Annotated in this window: 23 protein-coding genes; 12 read left to right on the forward strand and 11 right to left on the reverse strand. The window is 68.5% G+C overall.

Features of this window, described 5'->3' with window-relative positions; all coding sequences use genetic code 11:
• Positions 1–15 precede the first annotated feature (15 nt).
• Entirely contained in the window at positions 16–426 is a 411-nt protein-coding gene (locus Q8N10_RS05295; protein ID WP_304777148.1) for a VOC family protein, read from the forward strand.
• Here the strand turns inward: Q8N10_RS05295 and Q8N10_RS05300 are convergent.
• Positions 423–1,352, reverse strand: a complete 930-nt coding sequence (locus Q8N10_RS05300; RefSeq protein WP_304777149.1) for an oxygenase MpaB family protein — start codon at positions 1,350–1,352, stop codon at positions 423–425. The genes Q8N10_RS05295 and Q8N10_RS05300 overlap by 4 nt on opposite strands.
• Before the next feature lie 100 nt (positions 1,353–1,452).
• Between Q8N10_RS05300 and Q8N10_RS05305 the strand changes: the two genes are divergently transcribed.
• From Q8N10_RS05305 to Q8N10_RS05315, 3 genes are all read left to right on the forward strand, one after another.
• The gene (locus Q8N10_RS05305) at positions 1,453–2,601 is read left to right on the forward strand and encodes an esterase-like activity of phytase family protein (RefSeq protein ID WP_304777150.1); all 1,149 of its coding nucleotides are present in this window, start codon (positions 1,453–1,455) and stop codon (positions 2,599–2,601) included.
• Between the two features lie 136 nt (positions 2,602–2,737).
• Positions 2,738–3,583, forward strand: coding sequence for an aspartyl protease family protein (locus Q8N10_RS05310; RefSeq protein ID WP_304777151.1), 846 nt, complete (start codon positions 2,738–2,740; stop codon positions 3,581–3,583).
• 40 nt (positions 3,584–3,623) lie between these two features.
• Entirely contained in the window at positions 3,624–3,854 is a 231-nt protein-coding gene (locus tag Q8N10_RS05315) for a hypothetical protein (RefSeq protein WP_304777152.1), read from the forward strand.
• Here Q8N10_RS05315 and tpiA read toward each other — a convergent pair.
• Complete coding sequence (tpiA, locus tag Q8N10_RS05320) at positions 3,851–4,594, reverse strand: triose-phosphate isomerase (RefSeq protein ID WP_304777153.1); 744 nt, start codon at positions 4,592–4,594, stop codon at positions 3,851–3,853. The two genes, Q8N10_RS05315 and tpiA, sit on opposite strands and share 4 nt — an antisense overlap.
• 136 nt (positions 4,595–4,730) lie before the next feature.
• Here tpiA and Q8N10_RS05325 point away from each other — a divergent pair, with 136 nt between their 5' ends.
• Both Q8N10_RS05325 and trpE read left to right on the forward strand, forming a co-directional pair.
• Complete coding sequence (locus tag Q8N10_RS05325; RefSeq protein WP_304777154.1) at positions 4,731–6,662, forward strand: peptidylprolyl isomerase; 1,932 nt, start codon at positions 4,731–4,733, stop codon at positions 6,660–6,662.
• On the forward strand, positions 6,659–8,191 hold the full coding sequence (gene trpE / locus Q8N10_RS05330) for an anthranilate synthase component I (protein WP_304777155.1): 1,533 nt from the start codon (positions 6,659–6,661) through the stop codon (positions 8,189–8,191). Before Q8N10_RS05325 ends, trpE begins: the two co-directional genes overlap by 4 nt.
• Before the next feature lie 25 nt (positions 8,192–8,216).
• Here trpE and Q8N10_RS05335 read toward each other — a convergent pair whose 3' ends face one another.
• Positions 8,217–8,417 carry a hypothetical protein gene (locus tag Q8N10_RS05335; protein ID WP_304777156.1) on the reverse strand — a complete coding sequence of 67 codons (201 nt, stop codon included), beginning with the start codon at positions 8,415–8,417 and terminating at the stop codon, positions 8,217–8,219.
• Positions 8,418–8,497: 80 nt separating this feature from the next.
• On the opposite strand from Q8N10_RS05335, the gene Q8N10_RS05340 reads away from it, so the two are divergent.
• From Q8N10_RS05340 to lexA, 4 genes are all read left to right on the forward strand, one after another.
• Positions 8,498–9,088 (forward strand): aminodeoxychorismate/anthranilate synthase component II, encoded by a 591-nt coding sequence (locus Q8N10_RS05340; RefSeq protein WP_304777157.1) that lies wholly within the window; start codon positions 8,498–8,500, stop codon positions 9,086–9,088.
• Positions 9,088–10,104, forward strand: coding sequence for an anthranilate phosphoribosyltransferase (trpD, locus tag Q8N10_RS05345; RefSeq protein ID WP_304777158.1), 1,017 nt, complete (start codon positions 9,088–9,090; stop codon positions 10,102–10,104). The genes Q8N10_RS05340 and trpD overlap by 1 nt, the downstream gene beginning before the upstream one ends.
• The gene (trpC, locus tag Q8N10_RS05350) at positions 10,101–10,889 is read left to right on the forward strand and encodes an indole-3-glycerol phosphate synthase TrpC (RefSeq protein ID WP_304777159.1); all 789 of its coding nucleotides are present in this window, start codon (positions 10,101–10,103) and stop codon (positions 10,887–10,889) included. The genes trpD and trpC overlap by 4 nt, the downstream gene beginning before the upstream one ends.
• A gap of 84 nt (positions 10,890–10,973) precedes the next feature.
• Positions 10,974–11,669, forward strand: a complete 696-nt coding sequence (gene lexA, locus Q8N10_RS05355; protein WP_304777160.1) for a transcriptional repressor LexA — start codon at positions 10,974–10,976, stop codon at positions 11,667–11,669.
• A 6-nt stretch (positions 11,670–11,675) separates the two neighbouring features.
• Here lexA and Q8N10_RS05360 read toward each other — a convergent pair whose 3' ends face one another.
• The gene (locus Q8N10_RS05360; RefSeq protein ID WP_304777161.1) at positions 11,676–13,907 is read right to left on the reverse strand and encodes a ComEC/Rec2 family competence protein; all 2,232 of its coding nucleotides are present in this window, start codon (positions 13,905–13,907) and stop codon (positions 11,676–11,678) included.
• On the opposite strand from Q8N10_RS05360, the gene gltX reads away from it, so the two are divergent.
• Positions 13,885–15,288 (forward strand): glutamate--tRNA ligase, encoded by a 1,404-nt coding sequence (gene gltX / locus Q8N10_RS05365; protein WP_304777162.1) that lies wholly within the window; start codon positions 13,885–13,887, stop codon positions 15,286–15,288. The genes Q8N10_RS05360 and gltX overlap by 23 nt on opposite strands.
• 56 nt (positions 15,289–15,344) lie before the next feature.
• Entirely contained in the window at positions 15,345–16,625 is a 1,281-nt protein-coding gene (gene gltA, locus Q8N10_RS05370; RefSeq protein WP_304777163.1) for a citrate synthase, read from the forward strand.
• Positions 16,626–16,691: 66 nt separating this feature from the next.
• Here the strand turns inward: gltA and lpxB are convergent, their stop codons facing one another.
• From lpxB to bamA, 7 genes are read right to left on the reverse strand one after another with little or no spacing between them, the layout of a single operon-like run.
• Positions 16,692–17,846 (reverse strand): lipid-A-disaccharide synthase, encoded by a 1,155-nt coding sequence (gene lpxB, locus Q8N10_RS05375; protein ID WP_304777164.1) that lies wholly within the window; start codon positions 17,844–17,846, stop codon positions 16,692–16,694.
• On the reverse strand, positions 17,843–18,676 hold the full coding sequence (locus Q8N10_RS05380; RefSeq protein ID WP_304777165.1) for an LpxI family protein: 834 nt from the start codon (positions 18,674–18,676) through the stop codon (positions 17,843–17,845). Before Q8N10_RS05380 ends, lpxB begins: the two co-directional genes overlap by 4 nt.
• Before the next feature lie 7 nt (positions 18,677–18,683).
• Positions 18,684–19,481: an acyl-ACP--UDP-N-acetylglucosamine O-acyltransferase gene (gene lpxA / locus Q8N10_RS05385; protein WP_304777166.1), complete on the reverse strand. Its 798-nt coding sequence runs from the start codon at positions 19,479–19,481 to the stop codon at positions 18,684–18,686.
• Positions 19,478–19,951 (reverse strand): 3-hydroxyacyl-ACP dehydratase FabZ, encoded by a 474-nt coding sequence (gene fabZ, locus Q8N10_RS05390; RefSeq protein WP_304777167.1) that lies wholly within the window; start codon positions 19,949–19,951, stop codon positions 19,478–19,480. Before fabZ ends, lpxA begins: the two co-directional genes overlap by 4 nt.
• The gene (lpxD, locus tag Q8N10_RS05395) at positions 19,948–20,973 is read right to left on the reverse strand and encodes a UDP-3-O-(3-hydroxymyristoyl)glucosamine N-acyltransferase (protein WP_304777168.1); all 1,026 of its coding nucleotides are present in this window, start codon (positions 20,971–20,973) and stop codon (positions 19,948–19,950) included. The genes fabZ and lpxD overlap by 4 nt, the downstream gene beginning before the upstream one ends.
• A gap of 40 nt (positions 20,974–21,013) precedes the next feature.
• Complete coding sequence (locus tag Q8N10_RS05400) at positions 21,014–21,640, reverse strand: OmpH family outer membrane protein (RefSeq protein WP_304777169.1); 627 nt, start codon at positions 21,638–21,640, stop codon at positions 21,014–21,016.
• A 5-nt stretch (positions 21,641–21,645) separates the two neighbouring features.
• Positions 21,646–24,045: an outer membrane protein assembly factor BamA gene (bamA, locus tag Q8N10_RS05405; RefSeq protein ID WP_304777170.1), complete on the reverse strand. Its 2,400-nt coding sequence runs from the start codon at positions 24,043–24,045 to the stop codon at positions 21,646–21,648.
• Positions 24,046–24,062: the final 17 nt, after the last annotated feature.

Raw genomic sequence — 24,062 nt, forward strand, 5'->3', positions numbered from 1 at the left:
GATTATGTGAGAGGGATGACCGACCATCCGATCCAACTCGCCGGCTTCGACCACATCGTCCTGCGCATCCGCGACAAGGCCACGATGGTCGGCTTCTACATCGAGGTGCTGGGCTGTTCGATGGACTGGGACCGGCCGGAGCTGGGCCTGACCCATCTGCGGGCCGGCGTGAACCTGATCGACTTGGTGACCCTCGATGGTCCGCTCGGGGCATTGGGCGGCGCGGGCCCGGGCGTCGAGGGGCGGAATCTGGACCATTTCTGCCTGACCGTCGCGCCCTTCGACAGGGCGGCGATCCGGGCCCACCTGACGGCGCATGGCGTGACCATCACCGACGAGGGCCCGCGCTACGGCGCGCACGGCGATGGGCTGTCGCTGTACCTGCAGGATCCCGAAGGCAACACGGTGGAGTTGAAGGGCCCCTAACCCGCCGTTTCCGGCACGCCGGCCGACGACGACGCCGGGCGCTCCGCCAGCAGCCGTTCCTGCGTGCCGCGGCTGAGATAGAGGAAGTTGGCCGGCAGGCCGAGGCGCTTGCTGGCCTCGCAGGGCGCGGAGCCCGGGACCGGGATGCGGTCGGCGAGCTTGCCGGCGGCCGTCAGAGCGATGCGGTCTGTCGCCGTCAGGTCGTACTCAGCCCCCAGGGCCAGCTTCTGGCGCACGACGGACGGCAGCAGGGAGACCGAGGCCCGGCCCACCGCCCTGTGCAGGAACTTCGGCGTGCCCGGCGCGGCCTGGCCCGACTGGATGATGTCCAGGAATTCGGTGACGATGGGGTGCGGCTCGAAGCGGGGCGCCAGCATCTGCATCATCCCCAGGACGTCCGCGTTGGACTTCGGCGAGGACTGCACGCCGTAGAGCCGGGCGATGGGGCCGGCCTCTTCGTAGAAGCGGGTCTTCTCGGCCTCGCTCAGCGGCGAGACGAAGCGGTCATAGGCGTTCAGGAACCCGTAGCCGGCCGTCGCGCTGACCCAGTCCAGCAGTTCGACGTCGAGAGCCTTGTAGGCCTCGCCGGACGGGGTGTTCCCGGCCACGCGGCCATGCATGTTGGTGACGCCCTGGATGACCCGTCGCGCCGCGCTCTGCGGACCATAGACCCCGACCATGGCGGCGACGCCGGTGCGCCTGGAGCGTCCGATGGGGTCGGTCTTGAAGGTCGAATGGTCCCAGACGCCTGAACGGATGCGGGGGTCGGCGAATTCCAGCAGCACGGCGGCCACCCCGCCGACCGCCAGCGCGATCGGGTTCTTGTACACTCGCCAGTGGACGGAGCCTGGATCCAGAAACGCCGGCTCCCCCACGGGCTGGCCGTAGTCGATCTTCCAGCCGAGATAGGAGGTCATATCGGTCATGGCCGAACTCCGGAGGGGATGTGCATAACGATCCGCAGGATCGTCGCGATGCACGGCCAGGCATCAAGCTATCGAATTCGACAGGTCCGGAAGGCTTCACATGACCTCGCCCCGCTTCACAGTCGAACGGCTCGCCTGGCAGGACCAGCCGCTGGGCGAGGTCGCCCTGCCCGCCGGCGTGTTGCGCGCGACCCTGGGGTTGGGCTCGGGTCTGACCCGGCGTCCAGGCGACCCACCGGGGCGATTATGGGCGTTGGGCGACCGGGGGCCGAACCTCAGCATCAAGCAGGCCCGCGAGGACTACGGCGTCGAGGGCCTGGACCACCTGCGCGAGGTGGCGGGGGCCAAGATCCTGCCGATGCCGCAGATCGGGCCCAGCCTCTCGGAGCTGCAGATCACCGGCGAACGGATCGAGCGCCTTCGGACCCTGCGCTTGCGGGTGGCCTCGGGCGCCCCGGTGACCGGCCTCCCTCTCCCTGGGGGCGCCGAGGGATCCATGGAGCCGCTGTTCGACGTGGAAGGGCGGCCGCTGGCTGCGGACGTGAACGGGGCGGACTCGGAAGCGGTCGCGGCCCTGGCCGACGGCTCGTTCTGGGTGGCGGAGGAGTATGGGCCCTCGCTGATGAAGGTCAGTGAGCAGGGCGTGGTGGAGACCCGCTGGACGCCGCAGGGCTTGGCCTGGCCCGGCGCCGTGGACCTGCTCCCCGCGATCGCGGGGCGACGGCGGCTCAATCGCGGCTTCGAGGGGCTGGCGGTGTCGGCCGACGAGACCCGCCTCTATGCGGGGTTCCAGAGCGCCTTCGAGGGGGACGAGGCCGGGGCCGTGCGGATCTGGACCCTGGACGCGGCGTCAGGCGCCCTGCTGGCGGAGCACAGCTACCCCTTCGACCCGCCAGACAGCTTTCTCCGGGACCTCGAGGCCGGGCCGGTGGGGCCCGCCGACCTGAAGATCGGCGAACTGCTGTGCGTGGGCGAAGGTCGCCTGCTGGTGTTGGAGCGGATTTCCCACACCAGCAAGGTCTACGTGGTCGACCTGAGGGGCGCTGGCGGGAACCTGCGAAAAGAGCTGGTCTTCACCAGCGACGACGCGCCGGAGGTCGCACCGGACCTGGAGGGCATAATCCTGCTGTCGGACAGGGAAATCCTCCTGGTGAACGATAACGATTTCGGGATCGAGGGCGTGGAGACGCGGTTCTTCAAGGTCACCCTGGAACGGCCCCTTCAAAGCCCGGCCGGCGGCCCCATCTAGGGGGGCCGCCCCCTTCCCGCCCCATGAGACCGTCCTGACCACCCGCCGCGCCCTGCTGGGACAACTCGCCTTCCTAGGCGCCGGCGCGGCCGGCATCGTCTTTGTGCGCAACGGTGGGCAGTTTGGCGCGCCCCGGGTGATCTTCCCCGGAGACGTCTCGGGAAGCGGGTGGATCGACCTGCCGCGCGCCGGGGGGTTCATCATGCTGCGGGGCGCGGTGGCCGGCGCCCCGATCCGGGTGCTGGTGGATTCCGGCGCCCAGTCCTCGGCCATCGACGCCGGATTCGCCAGCCGCCTGGGCCTGGCCGCGGGCCTGCCTCTGCCGGTCCTGGCTTACGGCGTCGGCGGCGGGCCAAGCGTCACCCACACGGTGGGGCTGGATCTGGATCTGGGGGCGCTGAGGATCGAGCGGATCCGCGCCGCGGTGCTGAATCTGGCCGCCATCTCGGCCTTCACCAACCAACCCTTCGACATGTTGCTGGGACGCGATGTCCTGCGTTCGGTCATCCTGGAGGTGGACTATCCCCGCCGGCGCGCCGCCTTCCTGCGGCACGAGGCCTATGCCCCGCCCAAGAATTCTGTGCTGGCCCCGGTGACCCGGAAGAGCGGCGGACTGCATTTGCAGGTCAGCGTTGAATCCGGGGCGCCGATCTCGGCCCTCGTCGACACCGGGGCCTCCGGCGCCCTGGCGCTTTCGGATCAGGCCGCGGCCGCCGCGGGCCTGCTCGATCAGGCCCGCAAGCTGACTTCCGTTCGGTCCATCGGGATCGGCGGGGCCAGCGTGGATCGCATGGTCACCGCCCACCAGGTTCGGTTCGCGGGCTTCACCCTGCGCGATGTGAAGGTGAGCATCTTCGCGGCGCAAGCCGGAAGCCCGCTGCCGGACGGCCTGATCGGCGCCGGTCTGCTGAAAGGGTTCCGCGTGGGCCTGGACCACAGGGCGGGCGCGCTGCACCTCAGCGAGGCTGGAACAGCGGCCTGAGGCGTTCGTTGAGTACGCAGCAACTCCCGAGGAACAGCCGATGCCCCCCCGCCCCCAGATCGGCAACGCCGCCGGCGAAGCCACCAAGGAATCTGACATCACCGGCAAGCCCGACGCGCCCGATCCCGGGGCTGAACGCGACCTGGCGGAGGCTGCGGGCGGTGGCGGCAACGCCTTGGGCGACGGGCTTTCGGGGACCAAGAGCACCCTGGCCGGCGCCGACGCCAAGGGCCAAGAGGGCGACGAGGATGTGGGCCGCGGCGGCGACTAGACGGCTGCGATGATCCCCAGGAAGTCGGCGGCCTTCAGGGACGCGCCGCCCACCAGGGCTCCGCCCACCTCGTCGGCATGCAGGATCTCGGCGGCGTTGGAGGGCTTCACCGATCCGCCGTAGAGGATGGCCACGGTCGCGCCATGGGCGCCGAAGATCGAGGTCAGGGTGTCGCGAATGGCGCGGTGGACCTCGACGATCTCCTCGGTGGAGGGCGTCAGGCCCGTGCCGATGGCCCAGACGGGCTCATAGGCCACGGAGAAGGCCTTGCCGGCCAGTTCGGCGGGGAGCGAACCCCGCACCTGCCCGGTGACGATCTCCAGGGCCTTGCCGGCCTTGCGTTCGTCCAGGGTCTCGCCGACGCAGACGATGGGTTCCAGGCCCGCGCGCAGGGCCGCCTGGGTCTTGGCGGCGACCAGGGCGTCGGTCTCGCCGTAGACGGCGCGGCGTTCGGAGTGCCCGAGGATCACCAGCTCGGCGCCGGCGTCCGCCAGCTGCTCGGCCGCCACGTCGCCGGTATAGGCGCCGGAAATCTCAGCGCGGCAGTCCTGGCCGCCCACCAGCACATTGGTCGCCTTGAGCGCGTCCGCCATCCGGGACACCAGGGTCGCCGACGGACAGATGGCCACCCGCGCCCGGGTCGATCCGAGGCCCGCGGCGGTGGCCAGGGCCTCCCCGAGGGACGCGGAATCCCCGTTCATTTTCCAGTTTCCGGCGATCAAGGGGACGGGGGCGGTCATCAAGGCCTCGCTTTTGTCGTGTTCCTTGGGCGAGTAAGGCGCCTTGAGAATTCTGTCACGCGCTTGCGGGGTCCAAGCGGCCTCCACTATACCGCCCGTTCCGATGCTCGCCCCGCGGGGCCAGGAAGACCGCCAAATGCTCGCCGCCATCCGTCAGTTCGCAAAATCCTGGGTCGCCCTCGTCCTGATCGGCTTGTTGGTCGTGAGCTTCGCCCTGTTCGGGATCAATGACGTGTTCACGGGGAGCACGTCGAACGCCGTGGTGACGGCGGGCTCGCGCACCGTCTCCGCCGCCGACTTCAAGCGGGAGTTCGACAGCTTCCGCAAAGGCGCCGAGCAGCAGGTGGGTCAGCCGATCACCAACGAGATGGCCGCGGCCAATGGCCTGGACACCCGCGTCCTGAACGAGGTGGCGAGTCGGGAGGCCTTCGGCGAGATGCTGGCCAAGATCGGCATCAAGCCTTCCGACACCCTGATCACCCGCGAGCTGCAGAAGATCCCGGCCTTCTTCGACCAGGTCTCTGGCCGCTTCGACAAGAACCTCTACGCTGAGCGCCTGAATGAGAATGGCCTGACGCCGCCTGCCTTTGAGCTGATCATGCGCGACCAGGTCGCCGGCAGCCACATGGTCTCGGCCCTGGCCAATGGCCTGCGGGTGCCGCGGGCCTATACCGCGCTCGGGGCGATCTACGCGATGGAGAGCCGCGATGTCGGCTACTTCACCATCGATCCGCGCAACGTCACCGCGCCCGCCCTGCCCACCGACGCCCAGCTCAGCGAGTTGATGAAGGAAAACGCCGCGGCCCTGACCCGGCCTGAATTCCGCACGCTGACCGTGGTGCATTTCAGCCCGGCGATGATCAGCGCCAACCTGCCCATCGATCCGGCCGAGCTGCAGAAGCGCTTCGAATTCCGCCGGGACACCCTGTCGCGGCCCGAGACCCGCAGCCTCGTGCAGATCCCGGCCAAGGACGCCGCCGCGGCCCAGGCCGTGGCCGCCCGGCTGGCCAAGGGCGAGGATCCCGGCGCCATCGCCAAGTCCCTGGGCGTCGACGCCATCACCTATGCCGACAAGCCGCGCACCGCCATCGCCGACCCCAAGGTGGGCCAGGCCGCCTTCACCCTGCCCGTCGGCCAGATCACGCCCGTGAAGGGCGACCTGGGCTTTGCGGTCATCCGGGTCAGCAAGGTCACGCCCGGCCAGGCCGTGACCCTGGAGGAGATCCGGCCCCAGCTCGAGGCCGAGCTGCGCAAGGACGCGGCCGCCGAGAAGGTCTACGAGATGACCCAGGCCTATGACGACGCCCACGGCGGCGGCGCCAACCTGGCCGAGTCCGCCAAGAAGGCCAATGTGCCCACCTTCACCATCGGCCCCGTCTCCGCCCAGGGCGCGGGACCCCAAGGGCAGCCGGTGTCGGGCATCAATCCCAAGCTGCTGGCGACCGCCTTCAGCCTGCCGCAGGGCGGCGAGAGCGGGGTCGAGGAGGCCGGAAACGGCGAGTACTACGCCATCCGCGTCGAGAAGATCACGCCCAAGTCCATGCCGCCCCTTGCCGAGGTGAAGCCGCAGCTGGTCCGCGTCTGGATGATGCGCGAAATGGTCAAGCGTCTGCAGGTGAAGGCCGACGAACTTGCCGCCCGGGTGCGCAAGGGCGAAACCCTGGAAGCCGTGGCCTCCAGCATCGGCGCTCGTGTGGGCCGCGCCACCGGCCTCGACCGCCGCAACGCCGGCCAGAGCCAAGCCCTGTCCCAGGACGCCCTGATCAAGACCTTCGGCGCCAAGCCCGGCGAGGTCTACACCGCCGAGGCGCCCACCTTCGGCCTGGTGGTCGCCAAGCTGGAGGCGGTTCGCGCCCCGACCGGCCCGACCCTGGCCCGGATGACCGAGGAGAGCCGCCCGCAGATGACCGAGTCGACCTTCCGCGAAATTCAGGCCGACGCCCAGAAGGCGGCCGGGACGCTGGTGAAGGTGAAGACCTATCCCAACAACGCCCGGCTCGCGATCGGCCTGGAACCCATCGAACCCAAGAAGGACGCCCCGGCGCCCAAGACGGAAAAGGCCAAGTGATGATCGAGCCTGCGTTTGCGGACTTTGAGCAGAAATATGCCCAAGGCGCGCCGCAGGTCGTCTGGACCCGTCTGATCGACGACCTCGAGACCCCGGTCTCGGCCTATCTGAAGATCGCCCACGGCCGGCCCTACGCCTTCCTGTTTGAGAGCGTCGAGGGCGGGGCCTGGAGGGGTCGCTATTCGGTCATCGCCATGAAGCCGGACCTGGTCTGGAAGTGCCGTGGCGATGTGGCGGAGATCGCGCAAGGCCCCGCCATCGAGTCCGGTCAGTTCGTGACCCAGTCGGGCGGCGCCCTGGATTCACTGCGCGACCTGGTGGCGGCCTCGCGGCTGGACCTGCCGGCCGGCCTGCCGCCGATGTCGGCCGGAGTGTTCGGGGCCATCGGCTACGACATGATCCGCTTGGTGGAGAAGCTGCCGGACATCAACCCGGACCCGCTGGACCTGCCCGACGGCTTGATGATCCGACCGTCCATCGTGGCGATCTTCGACGCCATCGCCCAGGAGATCATCCTGGTGACGACCGTGCGCCCCGACAGCCTGTCGGCCAGGGACGCCTTCGACGCCGCCCAGGCGCGGCTGGCGGGCGTCATGGATGACTTCCGCAAGCCTGCCCCGCCACTGGCCGGAAACGGCGTGCCTGAACCCGACGCCTTCACCACCCCGGTGAGCCGCGAGGACTACCGGGCCATCGTCGGCCGCGCGAAGGACTACATCCGCGCCGGCGACATCTTCCAGGTGGTGCCGAGCCACCGGTTCCGCGCGCCCTTCAGCCGCGATCCCTTCGCCCTCTACCGCTCCCTGCGGCGGATGAACCCCTCGCCGTTCCTGTTCTATCTGAACTTCGGGGATTTCCAGCTGGCGGGCTCGTCGCCGGAGATCCTGGTGCGGCTGCGGGACGGCAAGATCACCATCCGCCCCATCGCCGGCACGCGGCCCCGCGGCGCGACGCCGGAGGAGGACCGCGCCCTGGAGGCCGAGCTGATCGCCGACCCCAAGGAGCGGGCCGAGCACCTGATGCTGCTGGACCTGGGCCGCAATGACGTGGGCCGGGTGGCGATGCTCAACAAGGCCGGCGCCAACGAGCCGCCCAAGCCCTCCAAGGGGTCGCATGTCCGAGTGACGGCCAGCTTCTTCGTGGAGCGCTACAGCCACGTCATGCACCTGGTCTCCAACGTCGAGGGCGACGCGCCCGACGGCCTGGATCCAGTGGACGTGCTGATGGCCGCCCTGCCGGCCGGCACGCTGTCGGGCGCGCCCAAGGTGCGAGCCATGCAGATCATCGACGAGCTGGAGCTGGAGAAGCGCGGCATCGCTTACGCCGGCGCGGTCGGCTATTTCGGCGCCGACGGCTCGGTGGACACCTGCATCGTGCTGCGGACGGCCTGCTTCAAGGACGGGATGATGTACGTCCAGGCCGGCGGCGGGGTGGTGGTCGATAGCGACGCCGACGCCGAGTACGACGAGACCCTGCACAAGGCCCGCGCCCTGCGCCGGGCGGCCGAGGAAAGCTGGCGATTCGTCTGAGCCTGAGGGCTATCGCCGACAGCGCTTAGCGCTCGCCCTGCACCACGTGCTGGGTGATCACCGGCGGGGCGAGGATCATGGCGGTGGCCAGGGTGAGCGCGGTCGAGGCCGCGAACGCCGCGGCGCACAGCACCGGCCACATGGATTCCTTGATCGCCGGGGTCACCAGCAGCAGCCGGGCGCGGGCGATCTGGTCGGCGTCGAGGACGGAATCAGCGGTCGTCATGGCCACAGGGTCCGCCCAACTCGCACAGCATGCAATGCGCGGACTTGGCGCAGCAGCGCCTACAGCCTAGATGGACACCCATGATCCTGGTCATCGATAACTACGACAGCTTCACCTACAACCTCGTCCACTATCTGAACGAGCTGGGGGCGGAGACCCTCGTCTATCGCAACGACGCCATCACCGTCGAAGAGGCGCTCGGCCTGAAGCCCGACGGCATCTTGCTGTCGCCCGGCCCCTGCACCCCCAACGAGGCTGGCATCTGCCTGGAGCTGATCGAGAAGGCCCCCGAGAATCTGCCGATCCTGGGGGTCTGCCTGGGCCACCAGTCCATCGGCCAGGCCTTCGGCGGGCAGGTGGTGCGCGCCAAGGCCACCATGCACGGCAAGACCAGCCCGATGCACCATACAGGCAAGGGGGTGTTCGCGGGCATGCCCCAGGACTTCACCGCCACCCGCTATCACAGCCTGTCGGTGGCGCGTGACACCCTGCCCGACGTCCTGGAGATCACCGCCTGGACAGAAGACGGCGAGGTCATGGGCTTCCAGCATAAGACCCGGCCCATCCATGGCGTGCAGTTCCACCCGGAATCCATCGCCACCGAGGGCGGCCACCATCTGCTGGCCAATTTCCTGGAACTGGCCGGCGTGCCGCGAAACGTGCCGGCCTGATGTCGGACGCTTTCAAGCCGCTTCTGGGCCGGCTGGCCGACGGCCAGACCCTGTCGGACGAGGACGCCGGGGAGTTCTTCGCCGCCTGCCTGCGGGGCGAACCCTCGCCGGCCCAGGTGGCCGCGGCCATCACCGCCATGCGCCTGCGCGGCGAGACGGTGGGCGAGATCACCGCCTGCGCCAAGGCCATGCGCCGCGCCGCGGTGACCCTGGATCCGCCTTATGCCGTGATGGACGTCTGCGGCACCGGCGGTGACGGCCTGCATACGCTGAACATCTCCACCGCCGTGGGCTTCGTCGCCGCCGGCGGCGGGCTGAAGGTGGCCAAGCACGGCAACCGCGCCCTGTCCTCGCGGTCCGGCACCGCCGATGTGCTGACCGAACTGGGGGTGGACATCAACGCTCCCGTCGACCGGCAGATGAAGGCCCTGGATGAGGCCGGCATCTGCTTCATGTTCGCCCAGGCTCATCACGGCGCCATGCGTCATGTCTCGCCGATCCGGGCGGAGCTTGGTTTCCGCACGGTGTTCAACCTGCTGGGACCGCTGACCAACCCGGCCAACGCCAAGCGCCAGGTCATGGGGGTCTTCGCCGAGCGCTGGGTCGAGCCCCTGGCCCGCGTGCTGGGGGCCCTGGGCTCGGAGCGCGCCTGGGTGGTGCACGGCGGCGGCATGGATGAGATGACCACCACGGGCGAGAGCGTCGTGGCCGAATGGCGCGACGGCCAGGCCAGGCTCTTCACCATCACCCCGGAAGCCGTCGGCCTGCCCCGCGCGGCCCTGGCCGACCTCACCGGCGGCAGCCCGGCCGAAAACGCGGTGGCCCTGCGCGCCCTGCTGGACGGGGAGACCGGCGCCTATCGCGACATCGTACTGTTGAACGCCGCGGCCGCCTTCCTGGTGGGCGAGAAGGTCGAGACCCTGCGCGACGGCATCGACCTGGCGCGCGCGGTGATCGACGACGGCCGGGCCAAGACGGCGCTCACCACCCTGGCCGCCATCACGAGCGCGCCATGAGCGACATCCTCGACAAGATCGCCGCCTACAAGCGCGTCGAAGTGGCCGAACGAAAGGCGCTGCGCACCGTGGAGCAGGTCGAGGCCGCGGCGGCCCGGGCCTCGGCGCCGCGCGGGTTCCGCGTCGCCCTGGAGCGGGCCCATGCGCCGGGCCGCCTGGCCCTGATCGCCGAGATCAAGAAGGCCTCACCCTCCAAGGGGCTGATCCGCGAGGACTTCGATCCGCCGTCGCTCGCCAAGGCGTATGAGGCGGGCGGCGCGGCCTGCCTCTCGGTGCTGACCGACACGCCGAGCTTCCAGGGGGCTGACAGCTTCCTGACGGCGGCGCGCGACGCCTGCGCCCTGCCCTGCCTGCGCAAGGAGTTCCTGGTGGACCCCTGGCAGGTGGCCGAATCGCGGGCCCTGGGGGCCGACGCCATCCTGGTGATCATGGCCATGATCGACGATTCCACCGCCCGCGACCTGATGGCCGAGGCGGCGCGATTCGGCATGGACGCGCTTGTCGAGGTGCACGACGAGGCCGAGATGGCGCGCGCCGGCGACCTGGGCGCGACCTTGGTGGGGGTCAACAACCGCGACCTGCGCAGCTTCAGCATCGACCTGGCCATCACCGAGAGATTGGCGGCGCTCGCCCCCGCAAACGCCTTGCTGGTAACGGAAAGCGGCATCTTCACCGCCGCCGACGCAGCCCGGCTGGAGCGCTCTGGCGCCAGCGCCATGCTGGTGGGGGAAAGCCTGATGCGTCAGGCCGACGTGGCCGCCGCGGCGCGAGCGCTTTTGGCCTAGCTTTCGGTCAACTTGACATTAACGAAGAACGTCTAGAGAACATCGGCAAGGTTTCCGCTTTGTTCTTCAAGGGCTCGTCGTCCAATGCTCACTCGTAAACAGCACGAATTGCTCATGTTCATCCATGAGCGGATCAAGGAGAGCGGTGTCTCGCCCTCCTTCGACGAGATGAAGGAGGCCCTCGACCTGGCCTCCAAGTCCGGCATTCACCGCCTGATCACGGCGCTGGAGGAACGCGGCTTCCTGCGCCGCCTGCCGCACCGGGCCCGCGCCCTGGAAGTGGTGAAGCTGCCGCAGCAGGCCACCACCTCTTCCCCGCCCAAGGGCCGCGCCCCGTTCAAGCCGCAACTGGTCGAGGCCGGCGCAGCCCAGCCCGCGATGAACGCGGCCAACGACACCCGCGAGATTTCGGTCCTGGGCAAGATCGCCGCCGGCACCCCAATCGAGGCGATCCAGCAGGAGCGCGACCGCATGCACGTGCCCGAGAGCATGCTGGGCGCCGGCGAGCACTACGCCCTCGAAGTCCAGGGCGACTCCATGATCAACGCTGGCATCCTGGACGGCGACTATGTCGTTATCCGCAAGACCGACACCGCCACCTCCGGCGAGATCGTCGTCGCCCTGGTGATGGGTGAGGAAGCCACCCTCAAGCGCCTGCGCAAGAAGGGGGCCTCCATCGCCCTGGAGGCCGCCAACCCGGCTTATGAGACCCGCATCTTCGGTCCCGACCAGGTCCAGGTGCAGGGCCGGCTCGTCGGGCTGATCCGCAAGTACCACTAGGCGCCGTCAGTCGGCCTGATCGGAGATAGCACCGCCGGTCCAGGGCCGCTGACCGCGCAGGCTCTGGGCCCACACAATCCGCCAGCCGGAGGCCGCGCGGTAGAGTTCGGCCGACCCGCCCCTGGCGAAGTCGTCCTGCGTCAACAGCAGCGCTCCGGGGCAGTCGGCGGCGATCGCCGCGCCCCGCACCACGACCACCTCGGCCCATTGGCAGAACAGCGGCAGCTTCTTCTCGATCGTCGAGGCGCGACGGGTGAAGACGGCGGCCACGCGAGGCGATGAGCCAACGCGCGGGGCACAAGACCAGCGGTCACAGTCATAGAGGGCGTCACGGGCCGCCAGACCCTGCACGGCTGGTTCCAGGCCGCGCCGGCGGGCCCAGAGCTCGGCCCCGAACAGCTTGACGTCAGGTCGGAAGAGAACCGCCGTCCTGCCCTCCCGCACCGCCAGGGTGGAGCCGTCGGCGGCCACCCAGATGTCAGGCGTCGGCGGGCGGGGCGCCAGGCTGACGGCCAGGGCGAAGGGCAGGCCCAGCCAGCGCAGTGGCCCCTTCCACAGGCAGAGCCAGAGGATGCCAAGGAAGGCGGCCGCGAGGGTCCAGCCCGGCGCGCTGGCGATGATCAGCTGGGCGTTGGGCATGGCCGAGGCCTTGGCGGCGATCAGATTCATGGTGTCGATGGCGACCCCGGCGGCTCGCAGCGGCCAGTCGCCCAGGCCGAAGGGCGCCAGGATCGCGCCGAGCGCCAGGGCCGGCATCATCAGGAAGGACGAGATCGGCGCCACCAGCAGGTTGGCGATCAGCCCGAAGGTGGACACCCGGTTGAAATGCTGCATGGCGAAGGGGCCAGTCGCCATTCCCGCCACGAAGCTGGCGGCCAGGCTGGCGCCCAGCCAAGTCCCCACACCCTGGACGGCGCGGATCGACCAGGGGGCGTTGATCTCGCGGATCGGGCGGGGCCAGAGCTCGGCCATGGCCACCAGGGCCGTGGTGGCGGCGAAGGACATCTGGAAGCCAGGCTCGGTCACCGCCTCGGGCTGCAGGGCCAGGATCACCAGGGCGGCGATGGCCAAGGTGTGCAGGCTGATGGCGCGGCGATCCACCAGGATGGCCCCGAAGGCCGCCGCCGCCGTGATCGCCGCCCGCTCCGCCGGCGCCGGCGCGCCCGAGAGCACCAGGTAGCTCAGCACGGCGGCAAGGCCGAACAGGGCGGCGGTCTTCTTGCTGGACACCCGCAGGGCGAGCCAGGGCCAGGCGGCGATCAGCAACCGCACGCCCGCGAAGGCGAAGCCCCCGACGATGGCCATGTGCAGGCCCGAGATCGAGATGATGTGGGCCAGGCCCGAGGCGCGCAGGGCGTCCACCTGCTCGCGGGGCACGAAGGCTTCATGACCGGTCACCATGGCCGCGGCCAAGCCGCCGCTCTCCACCCCGATCTCGTCGACGATCTTGCGGGCCAGGGTCCACCGGGCGGCGTTGACCCGCATCTCCAGCGCCAGCCTCCAGGGCGGCGGCTCGGCGAAAATATCCCGCGGCGAGGTCAGGGTGAAGCCGACGCCGCCGATCCCCTCGAAGAAGGCGTCGCGGGCGAAGTCGTATGAGCCGGGGCTGGCGGGCGGCGGCGGCGGGTTGAGCATGCCACGCACGCGGATCGCCACGCCGGGCGCCGGCAATGGCGTGTCAGGCTGCAGGGTCATGCGGGCGCGGATCGGCGTCGCCTCCGGGGCCAGGCCGCTGACCCGAATGGGGGCGAGCAGCAGGCGCGGCCCGCCCTGCCCCGGATTGGCGATGTCCACCACGAAGGCCTCGACCGTTTGCATCCCCTCGCCGCTTGGCGCGATCGGCGCGCGGACCTGCTGCGTACGCAGCTTGCCGGCGGCGAATCCCGCCAGGGCGAAGGCCAGGAGCGTGAGCGCGATGAGCAGAACCCGGCCGCCGCCCCAGCGAGCGCGGGCCAGCAACATGAGACCGGCGAGCCCCAAGGCGGCGATTGCCAGCCCCGCCACAGGCTCGCGCGGCAGGGCGAAATAGGCCGCGGCGCCGCAGCCGAACGCGACCGGAGTCCACAGGCTGAGCCGGTCGGCCTGGGCGGCCGCCTGGGCGCGCAGCCAGGCGAAGACTTCGGCGGCGCTAGGAAGCTTGCGGACGGGCGTGTTAATAGGCGCCGCGATCGCGTCGGCCTCCGCCGGCGCCGCCTCACCCACAGTCCCGAGCTCGATGTCCGACCGCCCCGTCGTCACCCGTATCGCCCCCTCGCCCACCGGCTACATGCATATTGGCACGGCCCGCACGGCCTTGTTCAACTGGCTTTACGCCAAGCGCACCGGCGGCAAGTTCCTGTTGCGTATCGAAGACACCGATCGCGAACGCTCCACCCTGCCCGCCGTCCAGGCGATCTTCGACGGCATGGACTGGCTGGGCCTGATCCCCGATGAAGAGCCGGTGTTCCAGGCCGCGCGCGCCGACAGGCACGTCATCGCCGCCCAGGAGCTGCTGGCCAAGGGCCGCGCCTATCGCTGCTACATGACGGCCGACGAGCTGACCGCCGAACGCGAAATCGCCCGCGCCGAGGGCCGTGCGGTCCAGTCGCCCTGGCGCGATCAGGACGCCAACTTCAACGACCGTCCCCATGTCGTGCGCTTCAAGAGTCCCCGCGAGGGCGAGACCGTGATCCACGACCGGGTGAAGGGTGACGTCACCTTCAAGAACAAGGACCTGGATGACCTGATCATCCTGCGGACTGACGGCACGCCCACCTACAATCTCGCCGTCATCGTCGATGACCACGAGATGGGGGTCACCCATGTGATCCGTGGCGACGACCACCTGAACAACGCCGCCCGCCAGACCCTGATCTATGAGGCGCTGGGGTGGGAGGTTCCTGTCTGGGCCCACCTGCCGATGATCCACGGGCCCGACGGCGCCAAGCTGTCCAAGCGCCACGGCGCCCAGGCGGTGAGTGAATTCGACGACATGGGCTACCTGCCCGAGGCCATGCGCAACTATCTGGCGCGCCTGGGCTGGGGCCACGGCGACGACGAGATCTTCAGCGACGAACAGGCGCAAAGCTGGTTCGACGTCACCGACGTGGTCAGCGCGCCCGCCCGGCTGGATTGGGCCAAGCTGAACCACATCAACAACCACTATCTGCGCCTCGCCGACATCGACCGGCTGGTGGCCCTGACCCAGCGGGTCCGGGCGAGCCGCGGCGAGCCCGTGCACGACGCCGACTCAGCCATCCTGCACCGCACCATTCCCCTGGTCCGCGACGGGGCCAAGACCCTACTGGAGCTCGCCGACGCCGTGATCTTCGCCCTGAAGCCGCGGCCGCTGGAGCTGCCGGAAAAGGTGACCGGCATGCTGAATGAAGAGACCCGCGCTCGGCTAACCCGGTTGCGCGAAAACCTCGCCGGCCAGGCCGATTGGGAGGTCCCCGCGCTGGAGGCGGCCCTTCGGGGCTTCGCCGAAAGTGAGGGCGTAGGCCTTGGAAAGATCGGGCCCGCCTTACGTGGCGTCCTGTCTGGCGGCGCGTCGGCGCCTGATCTGGCGGGCGCCCTGGTAAGCCTCGGAAAAGCGGAAAGTCTCGGCAGGCTTGACGATGCCCTTTCACCCGCTGCGTAAGGCGGTATAAGGCTCGCCAAACAGACGTTTTGTTCCAGACATGCGAAGGGGATGGCATGGCCGACACGGCGAAGATGAGCATCGGTCAGAAGACCGTTGAACTCCCGATTCTGAAGGGCGTCGACGGTCCGGACGTCGTCGATATCCGCAAGCTCTACGCCGAGGCCGACGTCTTCACCTACGACCCAGGCTTCACCTCCACGGCGTCCTGCGAGAGCAAGATCACCTTCATCGACGGCGACGCGGGCATCTTGCTGCACCGCGGCTATCCGATCGACCAGCTGGCCGAGAAGTCCAGCTTCCTCGAGGTCTGCTACCTCCTGCTGCACGGCGAACTGCCGACCGCCGCCGAGGCCGAGGAATTCGAGAAGACCATCACCTACCACACGATGCTGCACGAGCAGTTCGATCGGTTCTTCCAGGGCTTCCGTCGCGACGCCCACCCGATGGCGATCATGGTCGGCGCCGTCGGCGCGCTCTCGGCCTTCTATCACGACAGCACCAACGTCGAGGACCCGCAGCAGCGGATGATCTCGTCGCACCGGCTGATCGCCAAGATGCCGACGATCGCGGCTCGGGCCTTCAAGTACTTCCGCGGCCAGCCCTTCGTGCATCCGCGTAACGACCTGTCCTATGCCGAAAACTTCCTGCGCATGTGCTTCTCGGTCCCAGCCGAGGATTGGGTTCCGAACCCTGTGCTGACGCGCGCCATGGACCGCATCTTCATCCTGCACGCCGACCACGAGCAGAACGCCTCGACCTCGACGGTGCGTCTGGCGGGTTCCTCGGGCGCCAACCCGTTCGCCTGCATTGCGGCCGGCATCGCCTGCCTCTGGGGCCCGAGCCACGGCGGCGCGAACGAAGAAGCGCTGAACATGCTCAAGGAGATCGGCACCGTCGATCGCATCCCCGAGTACGTGCAGGGCGTGAAGGACCGCCGCTACCGCCTGATGGGCTTCGGCCACCGGGTCTACAAGAACTACGACCCCCGCGCGACGGTCATGCAGAAGACCTGCCACGAGGTCCTCGCCGAGGTCGGGAATTCCGATGACCCGCTGCTGAAGGTGGCCATCGAGCTGGAGCGCATCGCTCTCTCGGACCCCTACTTCATCGAGCGCAAGCTGTACCCGAACGTCGACTTCTACTCCGGCATCACCCTGCGCGCCCTGGGCTTCCCGCCCGAGATGTTCACCGTGCTGTTCGCCGTCGCCCGCACCGTGGGCTGGATCGCGCAGTGGAAGGAAATGATCGAGGATCCGTTGCAGAAGATCGGCCGTCCGCGCCAGATCTACACCGGCGCCGCGCAACGCGACTACACCGCCATCAGCACGCGCTAAGCGCTTTCTCGGTCGAGTTTGAGATCATCCGCCGCGCCCTCGGGTTCGGCGGATTTTCTTTGGCTGTCAGGCGATGATCTTGAGGATGGCGTCAGCCGCCGCATCCGAGGGATCGGGCCCGCCACGGCCCATCTTCTCAAGGGCGCCGTACTGGGCGGCGACCTGACGGCCGGCGATGTCGGCATTGTCCAGGCGCAGGGCGGCCTCGCGGGCGAGGTTCTCCGGCGTGCAATCATCCTGGATCAGCTCGGGGGCGACGATCGTTCCCGCGGCGATGTTGAAGAGGGTGATAGGCCGCTTCACCAGCCGGTTGACCAGGGCGTAGGTCAGCTTGTCGATGCGGTAGCCGATGACCATGGGACAGCCGGCCAGGGCCAGCTCGATGGTGACGGTGCCCGAGCAGGCGAGCGCGGCGGTGGCGGCCTTCATGGCGTCCCGCTTGGCCTGATCGCCTTCCACCACATGGGCGCGGCGGGGCCAGCCGGCGACCTGCGCCTTGACCGCCGCGGCGACGGTCGGCGCGGCGGGGATGACAATCTCCAGGTCCGGGTGGCTGGCCTTCAGAATCAGGGCGGCCTCGCCGAAGGGCGGCAGGACCCGGGCGATCTCGCTGGGACGACTGCCAGGCAGGACGAGCAGGATCGGGGCCTGAGGCGAGATGCCGAGATCCTTGCGCAAGCGCGCGGGATCCGCCTTGGAGAAATCCACCTTCAGGGCGGCGTTGCCTACGAAGGTGGTGGCCAGGCCCTCCGCCTCGAAATAGGGGGCGTCGAAGCTGTGGATCGACAGCAGGTGGTCGACGGCGCCCGCCAGCACCTTGGCGCGGCCCTTGCGCCACGCCCAGACCTGGGGGGCGACGTACTTCACGAGCGGAATTGAGGGATCGATCTTCCGCAGGCGGTGGGCGACGCGCAGGCTGAAGGCCCAGGAATCGATCAGCACCACCACGTCGGGCTTCTCACGGGCGGCAAGCGCCACGGTCTGGTCCACCATTTTCATCGCGCGGGGGTAGACGGCGAGCGCGTCCACCACGCCCAGGATGGAGAGCTGGGCGATATCGAACAGGCTTTCCACGCCCTGGGCGGCCATCTGGGCGCCCCCTGTTCCTATGAAGCGCACCTTGTCGCCCAGGCGGGCGCGCAGGGCCTTGGCCAGGCCCGCGCCCCGGTCGTCACCGGAGGCCTCAGTGGCTACCAGCATCACGCAGAGCGGCTTGCTCACGGTTCCACTCCGAAGATGAACAGGCCCAGTTCGTCGGCCAGCTCGATCACCGCCTCGCGGTCCAGGACCAGCAGTCCGCCAGCCTCCCCCACGATACCCGCCAAGCCGGCGGCGGCGGCCCGCTGGACAGTGGCGAGACCGATGGTGGGGAGATCGACACGGGTCTCCTGAATCGGCTTGGGCGCCTTGGCGATCACCCCGCGATAGGTGCCGGGGGTTCCGCGGATGGCGGTGGGGATTTCGTGGGCCACCCGGCGCAGCATGGCGTCGGTGCCCTCCTGGGCCTCGACCGCCAGCACCAACCCGTCGCAGACCACGGCGCCCTGCCCCACATCCAGGCGGCCGATCTCGCGGGCCACCAGCAGGGCGCGGTCGATGTCCCCCTGGTGCTCGGGACCCGGCGACACGGCGCCGAGGGCGCCCTTGGGCAGGGTGAGATCGCTCTTGGCCTCGTGGGCGCCTTCGATGGTGAAGCCCTCCTTGGCGAATTCGTTCAGCACCACCCGCAGCAAGGCGTCGTCGCCATGCCGCGCCGCCGCAATGATCGCCGGCAGCAGGGCGAGGCCGCGAAGGTCAGGCTTCAGCGTCTTGAAGTCCGGCCGGCTGACATTGCCCACCAGGCAGACAGCCTGGCACCCGGCGCGTTTCAGGGCCTTGATGGTCTTGCCGATCTCGGCGAGGCCGACATCCGCGCCCGGGAAGCGCTTCAGCTGCGGCTCGGCGAAGCCCTTGAGTCGAGCGATGAAGACCGCGCGGCCGGCCTGCTCGCAGTGCTCGGCGATCTCCAGGGGCAGCGTGCCGCCGCCGGCGATCAGGCCGAGTTTGCGCATGCGGCGGCTAGACCTCGCGCTCGGGCAGGCAGAGCGGGCGGCTGCCGTCGGCGCGGATGAAGTCGATGATCTCGCGGACCTCCTCGGACCCGGCATAGGTCTCGATGGTGTCGTCGAGGCGCTCCTGGAAGGTGCCTTCGTCGGCGAAGAGCATGCGATAGGCGGCGCGCATCGTATTGATGGTCTCGCGGCTGAAGCCCCGGCGCTTCAGGCCCACCAGGTTCAGCCCCTCGAGGTGGGCGTGGTTGCCCCAGACCGAGCCATAGGGGATGACGTCCTTCACCACGGCCGCCAGGCCGCCGATCATCGCGTGCCGCCCGACCCGGGTGAACTGATGGACGGCGGCCAGGCCGCCGACGATCACGAAATCGCCGATCTGGCAGTGGCCGCCCAGCGTGGCCTGCTTGGTCAAGATCACGTTGTCGCCGACCTTGCAGTCGTGACCGACATGGCTCTCGATCATGTACAGGCCATCAGACCCCACGCTGGTCACGCCGCCGCCGTTGACGGTGCCGACGTTCATGGTGGCGTGCTCGCGGATGATGTTGCGGTCGCCGATCACCAGCTGGGTGGGCTCGCCCTTGTAGGCGGTGTGCTGAGGCGGGCCGCCGAGCATGGCGAAGGGATAGACGGTGTTCCCCGAGCCGAGCTCGGTGTGGCCGTCCACGACGATGTGGGAGACCAGCCTGGTGCCCGCGCCGAGCCTGACATTGGGCCCAACCGTGCAGAACGGGCCGATGACCACGCCGTCGCCAAGGGCCGCGCCGTCGGCGATGATGGAGGTGGGATGGACCTGGACGCTCATTGGGTGGCCACGACCATGGCGGCGAACTCGCATTCGGCCGCCACCTTGTCGCCCACCATGGCCTGGCCCTGGAACTTGAAGAGGTCGCCGCGGGCGCGGATCACCTTGACGTTCAGGCGCAGGACGTCGCCGGGCCGCACCGGCTGGCGGAAGCGGCCGTTGTCCACCGAGACGAAGAAGATGGTCTTGCCGGCCACGTCCACCTCGAGGGACTTGGACATCAGCACCGCGCCGGTCTGGGCGAGCGCCTCGATAATCAGCACGCCCGGCATGACCGGATAGTCCGGGAAGTGGCCCTGGAAGAAGGGCTCGTTGATCGTCACGCACTTGATGCCGACGATGGATTCACTGGCCTTGTAGTCCTCGCAGCGGTCGACCAGCAGGAAGGGATAGCGATGCGGGATCCGCTTCACGATCTCGGTGATGTCGATCTCGGTGGGAGACTCATTGACGGGGGCCTTGCGGCTCATTGATCAGGTTCCTCGCGACGGCGCACGGCGGCCGCCTTGGTCAGCCAGGCGACTTCGCGCAGCCATTGTCGCATGGGCATGGCCGGGTATCCGCCCATGACCGCCTTGGGGGCGACGTCCCGGAAAACGCCGGCGCCCGCGCCGATCTGAGCGCCTTCGCCGATGATGACGTGGTCGGCCACTCCGGCCCGGCCACCGAACGCCGAGCCATCCCCAATCGTCACGCTGCCTGAAATCCCCGTGAAGGCCGCCATCACACAGTTGCGGCCGACGCGCACGTTGTGAGCGATCTGCACGAGGTTGTCGATCTTGGTGTTCTCCCCCAGGACCGTGTCCTCATAGGCTCCGCGGTCGATGCAGGTGTTGGCGCCGACGGTCACCCCGTCCTGCAGAATCACCCGGCCAAGCTGCGGGATATCGATCACCCCGGTGGGCCCGGCGGTCGCGCCGAACCCGGCCTCGCCGATGACCGCGCCAGCCAGGATCTTCACCCGATCGCCCAGCAGGGCGCAGTGGATGCTGACATTGGCGCCGATGACGCAGTCACGGCCAATGGCGACCCCAGGTCCGATGACGGTGTTGGGGCCGACGACGGAGCCCCGGCCGATCTGGGCGCCCTGACCGATGACCACACCAGGGCTGATGATCGCCCCCTCCTCCACCCTCGCGTCGCGGGAGACCGCGGCTGCCCCGGCGTGCAGGCGCGGCCGGTGGAGCCGTTGGCCGGACATGGCGTAGGCGGCGGTGGGTTGGCGGGTCACCAGGGCGACGCAGCCCTGGGGCACGAGGCCGATGTCCCGATCGGTGACGAAACACGCCGCGGCGCGGGTCTCTGCCAGCTCGGCGGCCAGCTTGCGATCGGAGAAGTAGGTGATGCTGTCGGCGCTCGCTCGCGCCAGGATCGCAACGCGGGCGACCTGCACCGAGCCGGCCCCGGGCGCCGACAATTCGGCCCCGGTCAGCGCGGCGAGCTCCGCCAGGGAGACGGGGCCCAGATCTTCGAAAAAGCGCGGGTCAGGCATCAAGCACTCTCAGCTCGACCCGCGCATAGCCCGAGTCGTTCTATTTGCGGGCGGGAGCCGCAGCTTGCGGGGCGGCGGCCGGTTGGTCCAGCCGTTCGCGCTCAAAGGCGAACTGAGTGATCTTGGCGTTGAGGCCGGTGAGGATCGCCGGGCTGATGTCCATGGCCGGATTGGCGACCAGCACGGACTCGGCGCGCAGCAGGACGCTGCACTGACGCTGCTGGTAGACCTGACGCATGATCGGCTCCATTTCCTGGCCGACGCGGCCAAGGGCCTTCTGCTGCGTGCGGTCAAGCTCATTGTCCCGCTGCTGCGACTTGCGCTTGTAGGCATTCAGCCGCACCTGCAGGCCGGCCGCACGGGTGTCGAAGGTTCCCTGGTCCAACGTGGCCTTCTGGCTCTCCAGAGCTTGGCCGTCCCTCTGCAGGGCGGCTTCCTCGGCCTTCAGCTCGGCCTCAACTTGGGCCAGGATCTGCTGCATGCGGGTCTGGACGTGCTTGCCCACCGTTGAGCTGGAGATGACGCCCTGGATCGACATGACGCAGACCCCTGGAAGGGCGGGACCGTGAGTGATGGTCGGCGCGGCCGCCTGGGCGAAGGCCGAGGAGCTGGCGCTGAGCGAGAGCGCGGCGACGCAGGTCGCCGCGACTAGGTTTTTGATCGTCATGGGGGTCAGAACTTCGTTGAAGTGGAGAAACGGAAGGTTTCGGTCTTGTCGTAGTCTTCTTTGGCCAAAACTTGGCTGAAGTCGAAACGGATGGGACCCATCGGAGACTTCCAGAACACCGAGAGACCGGCCGTGGCGCGCAACGACAGGTCGTCGAAGATCAGCGGATCGCGCGTCCCGGCAGGATAGGGAAGGTTTGTGACCGGATTGATCGAGCCGGGCTGATATTCCTTGTCCACGTCATCCAGCAGGCCGACGGTGCCGAAGTCGGTGAACAGGGCGGCCTTGATCCCGTACTGCTCGGGCACGAAGGTCGGAATGGTCAGCTCCACCGAACCGATGGCGTAGGCGCGACCACCCAAGGCGTCACTGCGGGCGAAGTTGGTGTCCCGCGGGCCAAGACCCGCCGTCTCGAAGCCGCGGAAGCTGTTGCCGCCCTTGTAGGAGCGGTCGTTGATGCGGATCGTGTCGCCGCTCCAGCCGGCGATATAGCCCGCCTGGCCAGTGACGCTGAGGATGAAGTTCTTGTTGAAGCCGTGGTACCAGCCGCCGTCGATGTCGGTCTTGATGTAGTTCACATCGCCGCCGACGCCGGCCAGGTCCTGGCTGATATCGGCGTAGAAGCCGCGGGTCGGATTGATCGGATTGTTCCGGCGATCCAGGCGCAGGCCATAGCCCACGAGAGAGGTCAGGAACGCTCCGCGCTGGGCGCAGAGCGACAGGGAGACGATCGGCGAGGTCGGATCGCAGTAGGTGTCGTCAATGTCCACCTCGTCCTGCCGCAGCACGTAGCGCGTGGTCATCGACGAGTTCAGGGTCAGCGGGAACCCGGCGCGCAGGTTCATGCCCAGCGTGCTGGTCTGATAGGCCGAGTAGTCGGTCAGGTCGTAGCGGTAGGAGTAGATGTCCACCCCGGCCCGCAGATTGCGACCCAGGAAGCGCGGCTCAGTGAAGGAGAAGTCCACCTGCTGGCGCAGGGAGCCCACGGAAATCCGGGCCCGCACATCCTGGCCGCGGCCCCGGAAGTTGCGCTGGGTGACACCGAGATCCAGGACGAGCTGGTCGACCGACGAATAGCCGGCGCTGAACGAGAGCTCCCCGGTGGGCTGCTCCTCAACCTGCACCTGCAGGGTCGTGCGGTCCGGCGCGGATCCCGGGATTTCGGTGATGTTGACGTCCTTGAAGAAGCCAAGGGCGCGGATGTTGTTCTTCGACCGGTCCACCAGGGCGCGGTTGTAGGCGTCGCCCTCCACCAGGTTCAATTCCCGGCGGATGACGTAGTCGAGGGTCTGGCTGTTGCCGACGATGTCGATGCGCTCGACATAGACGCGCGGACCTTCACGGACCTGGAAGACCACGTCGACGGTCTTGGTTTCCCTGTTGGCCACATAGCGCGGCCGGACGTCCACCGAGGCGAAGCCCGCGGCGCCGGCGGCGAAGGTCAGGGAGTCGGTGGCGCTCTCGATGATCTCGTCGCGATAGAGCTCGCCCGAGCGGATCGGCACCAGCTGCAGCAGCAGGTTCTTGTCCAGCTTCTGTAGTTCGGTCTCCACGGAGATCTTGCCGAACTTGTATTCCGGGCCCTCGTCAAGGGTATAGGTGATGACAAAGCCATTCTTATCGGTGGACAGTTCGGCCACGGCCGAGATCACGCGGAAGTCGTAGAAGCCGCGGTTACGGTAGTGCTTGCGCAGCTGTTCCTTGTCGTACTCGAGCCGATCAGGGTCGTAGTTGGCGTTCGAGGAGAAGAACTTGTACCAGCTGGTCTGCTCGGTCACGACGACGTCGCGCAGGTCGTTGTCGGAGAATTCCTGGTTGCCCAGGAAGTTGACCCGCAGCACGCCGCTCTTGGGCCCTTCGTCGATTTCGAAGATCAGGTCGACGCGTTTCTGGGGCAGCTCGACGATCTTCGGCGACACCGTGGCGGAGATCCGCCCCGAGCGGCGATACAGCTCGACAATGCGCTGCACATCGGCCTGGACCTTGGCGCGGGTGAAGATGCCGCGCGGACGCACGGTGACCTCGTCGCGCAGCTTGTCTTCCTTCAGGCCGGAATTGCCCTCGAAGACCACCTTGTTGACGATCGGGTTCTCCACGACCGTGATGGTCAGGTCCCCGTTCAGCAGGTTGATCTTCACATCCGAGAACAGGTCTGTGCGGAACAGCGCCTTCAGCGCCAGGTCGAGCTTGGCGGGGTCGGCGGCCTCACCGGCCTGGATCGGCAGATAGGAGAGCACGGTCGACTGCTCGATACGTTCATTGCCCTGAACAATGATACGCTGCACGACGCCGCCTTGCTCAGCGGCCTGGGCGAAGGCGAGACTCGGCAGGGTGATCGCGGTCGAGCCCAGAAGCAGGGCGAGACCGGAGGCGAGCGCGGCGCGGTGGGCGCGGGTTCTTTGCATCGTTTCTGCCGTCAACG

The organism is Phenylobacterium sp., assembly GCF_030693625.1.
GTDB lineage: Bacteria > Pseudomonadota > Alphaproteobacteria > Caulobacterales > Caulobacteraceae > Phenylobacterium > Phenylobacterium ferrooxidans.

Coding starts and splice junctions, on each gene's coding strand:
- Q8N10_RS05340 (WP_304777157.1), top strand. CDS start 8,498: ATGATCCTGGTCATCGATAACTACGACAGCTTCACCTACAACCTCGTC.
- Q8N10_RS05335 (WP_304777156.1), bottom strand. CDS start 8,417: ATGACGACCGCTGATTCCGTCCTCGACGCCGACCAGATCGCCCGCGCC.
- gltA (WP_304777163.1), top strand. CDS start 15,345: ATGGCCGACACGGCGAAGATGAGCATCGGTCAGAAGACCGTTGAACTC.
- lpxA (WP_304777166.1), bottom strand. CDS start 19,481: ATGAGCGTCCAGGTCCATCCCACCTCCATCATCGCCGACGGCGCGGCC.
- fabZ (WP_304777167.1), bottom strand. CDS start 19,951: ATGAGCCGCAAGGCCCCCGTCAATGAGTCTCCCACCGAGATCGACATC.
- bamA (WP_304777170.1), bottom strand. CDS start 24,045: ATGCAAAGAACCCGCGCCCACCGCGCCGCGCTCGCCTCCGGTCTCGCC.
- Q8N10_RS05305 (WP_304777150.1), top strand. CDS start 1,453: ATGACCTCGCCCCGCTTCACAGTCGAACGGCTCGCCTGGCAGGACCAG.
- lpxD (WP_304777168.1), bottom strand. CDS start 20,973: ATGCCTGACCCGCGCTTTTTCGAAGATCTGGGCCCCGTCTCCCTGGCG.
- Q8N10_RS05295 (WP_304777148.1), top strand. CDS start 16: ATGACCGACCATCCGATCCAACTCGCCGGCTTCGACCACATCGTCCTG.
- trpC (WP_304777159.1), top strand. CDS start 10,101: ATGAGCGACATCCTCGACAAGATCGCCGCCTACAAGCGCGTCGAAGTG.
- lexA (WP_304777160.1), top strand. CDS start 10,974: ATGCTCACTCGTAAACAGCACGAATTGCTCATGTTCATCCATGAGCGG.
- tpiA (WP_304777153.1), bottom strand. CDS start 4,594: ATGACCGCCCCCGTCCCCTTGATCGCCGGAAACTGGAAAATGAACGGG.
- gltX (WP_304777162.1), top strand. CDS start 13,885: ATGTCCGACCGCCCCGTCGTCACCCGTATCGCCCCCTCGCCCACCGGC.
- trpD (WP_304777158.1), top strand. CDS start 9,088: ATGTCGGACGCTTTCAAGCCGCTTCTGGGCCGGCTGGCCGACGGCCAG.
- Q8N10_RS05315 (WP_304777152.1), top strand. CDS start 3,624: ATGCCCCCCCGCCCCCAGATCGGCAACGCCGCCGGCGAAGCCACCAAG.
- Q8N10_RS05300 (WP_304777149.1), bottom strand. CDS start 1,352: ATGACCGATATGACCTCCTATCTCGGCTGGAAGATCGACTACGGCCAG.
- Q8N10_RS05400 (WP_304777169.1), bottom strand. CDS start 21,640: ATGACGATCAAAAACCTAGTCGCGGCGACCTGCGTCGCCGCGCTCTCG.
- Q8N10_RS05325 (WP_304777154.1), top strand. CDS start 4,731: ATGCTCGCCGCCATCCGTCAGTTCGCAAAATCCTGGGTCGCCCTCGTC.
- Q8N10_RS05380 (WP_304777165.1), bottom strand. CDS start 18,676: ATGCGCAAACTCGGCCTGATCGCCGGCGGCGGCACGCTGCCCCTGGAG.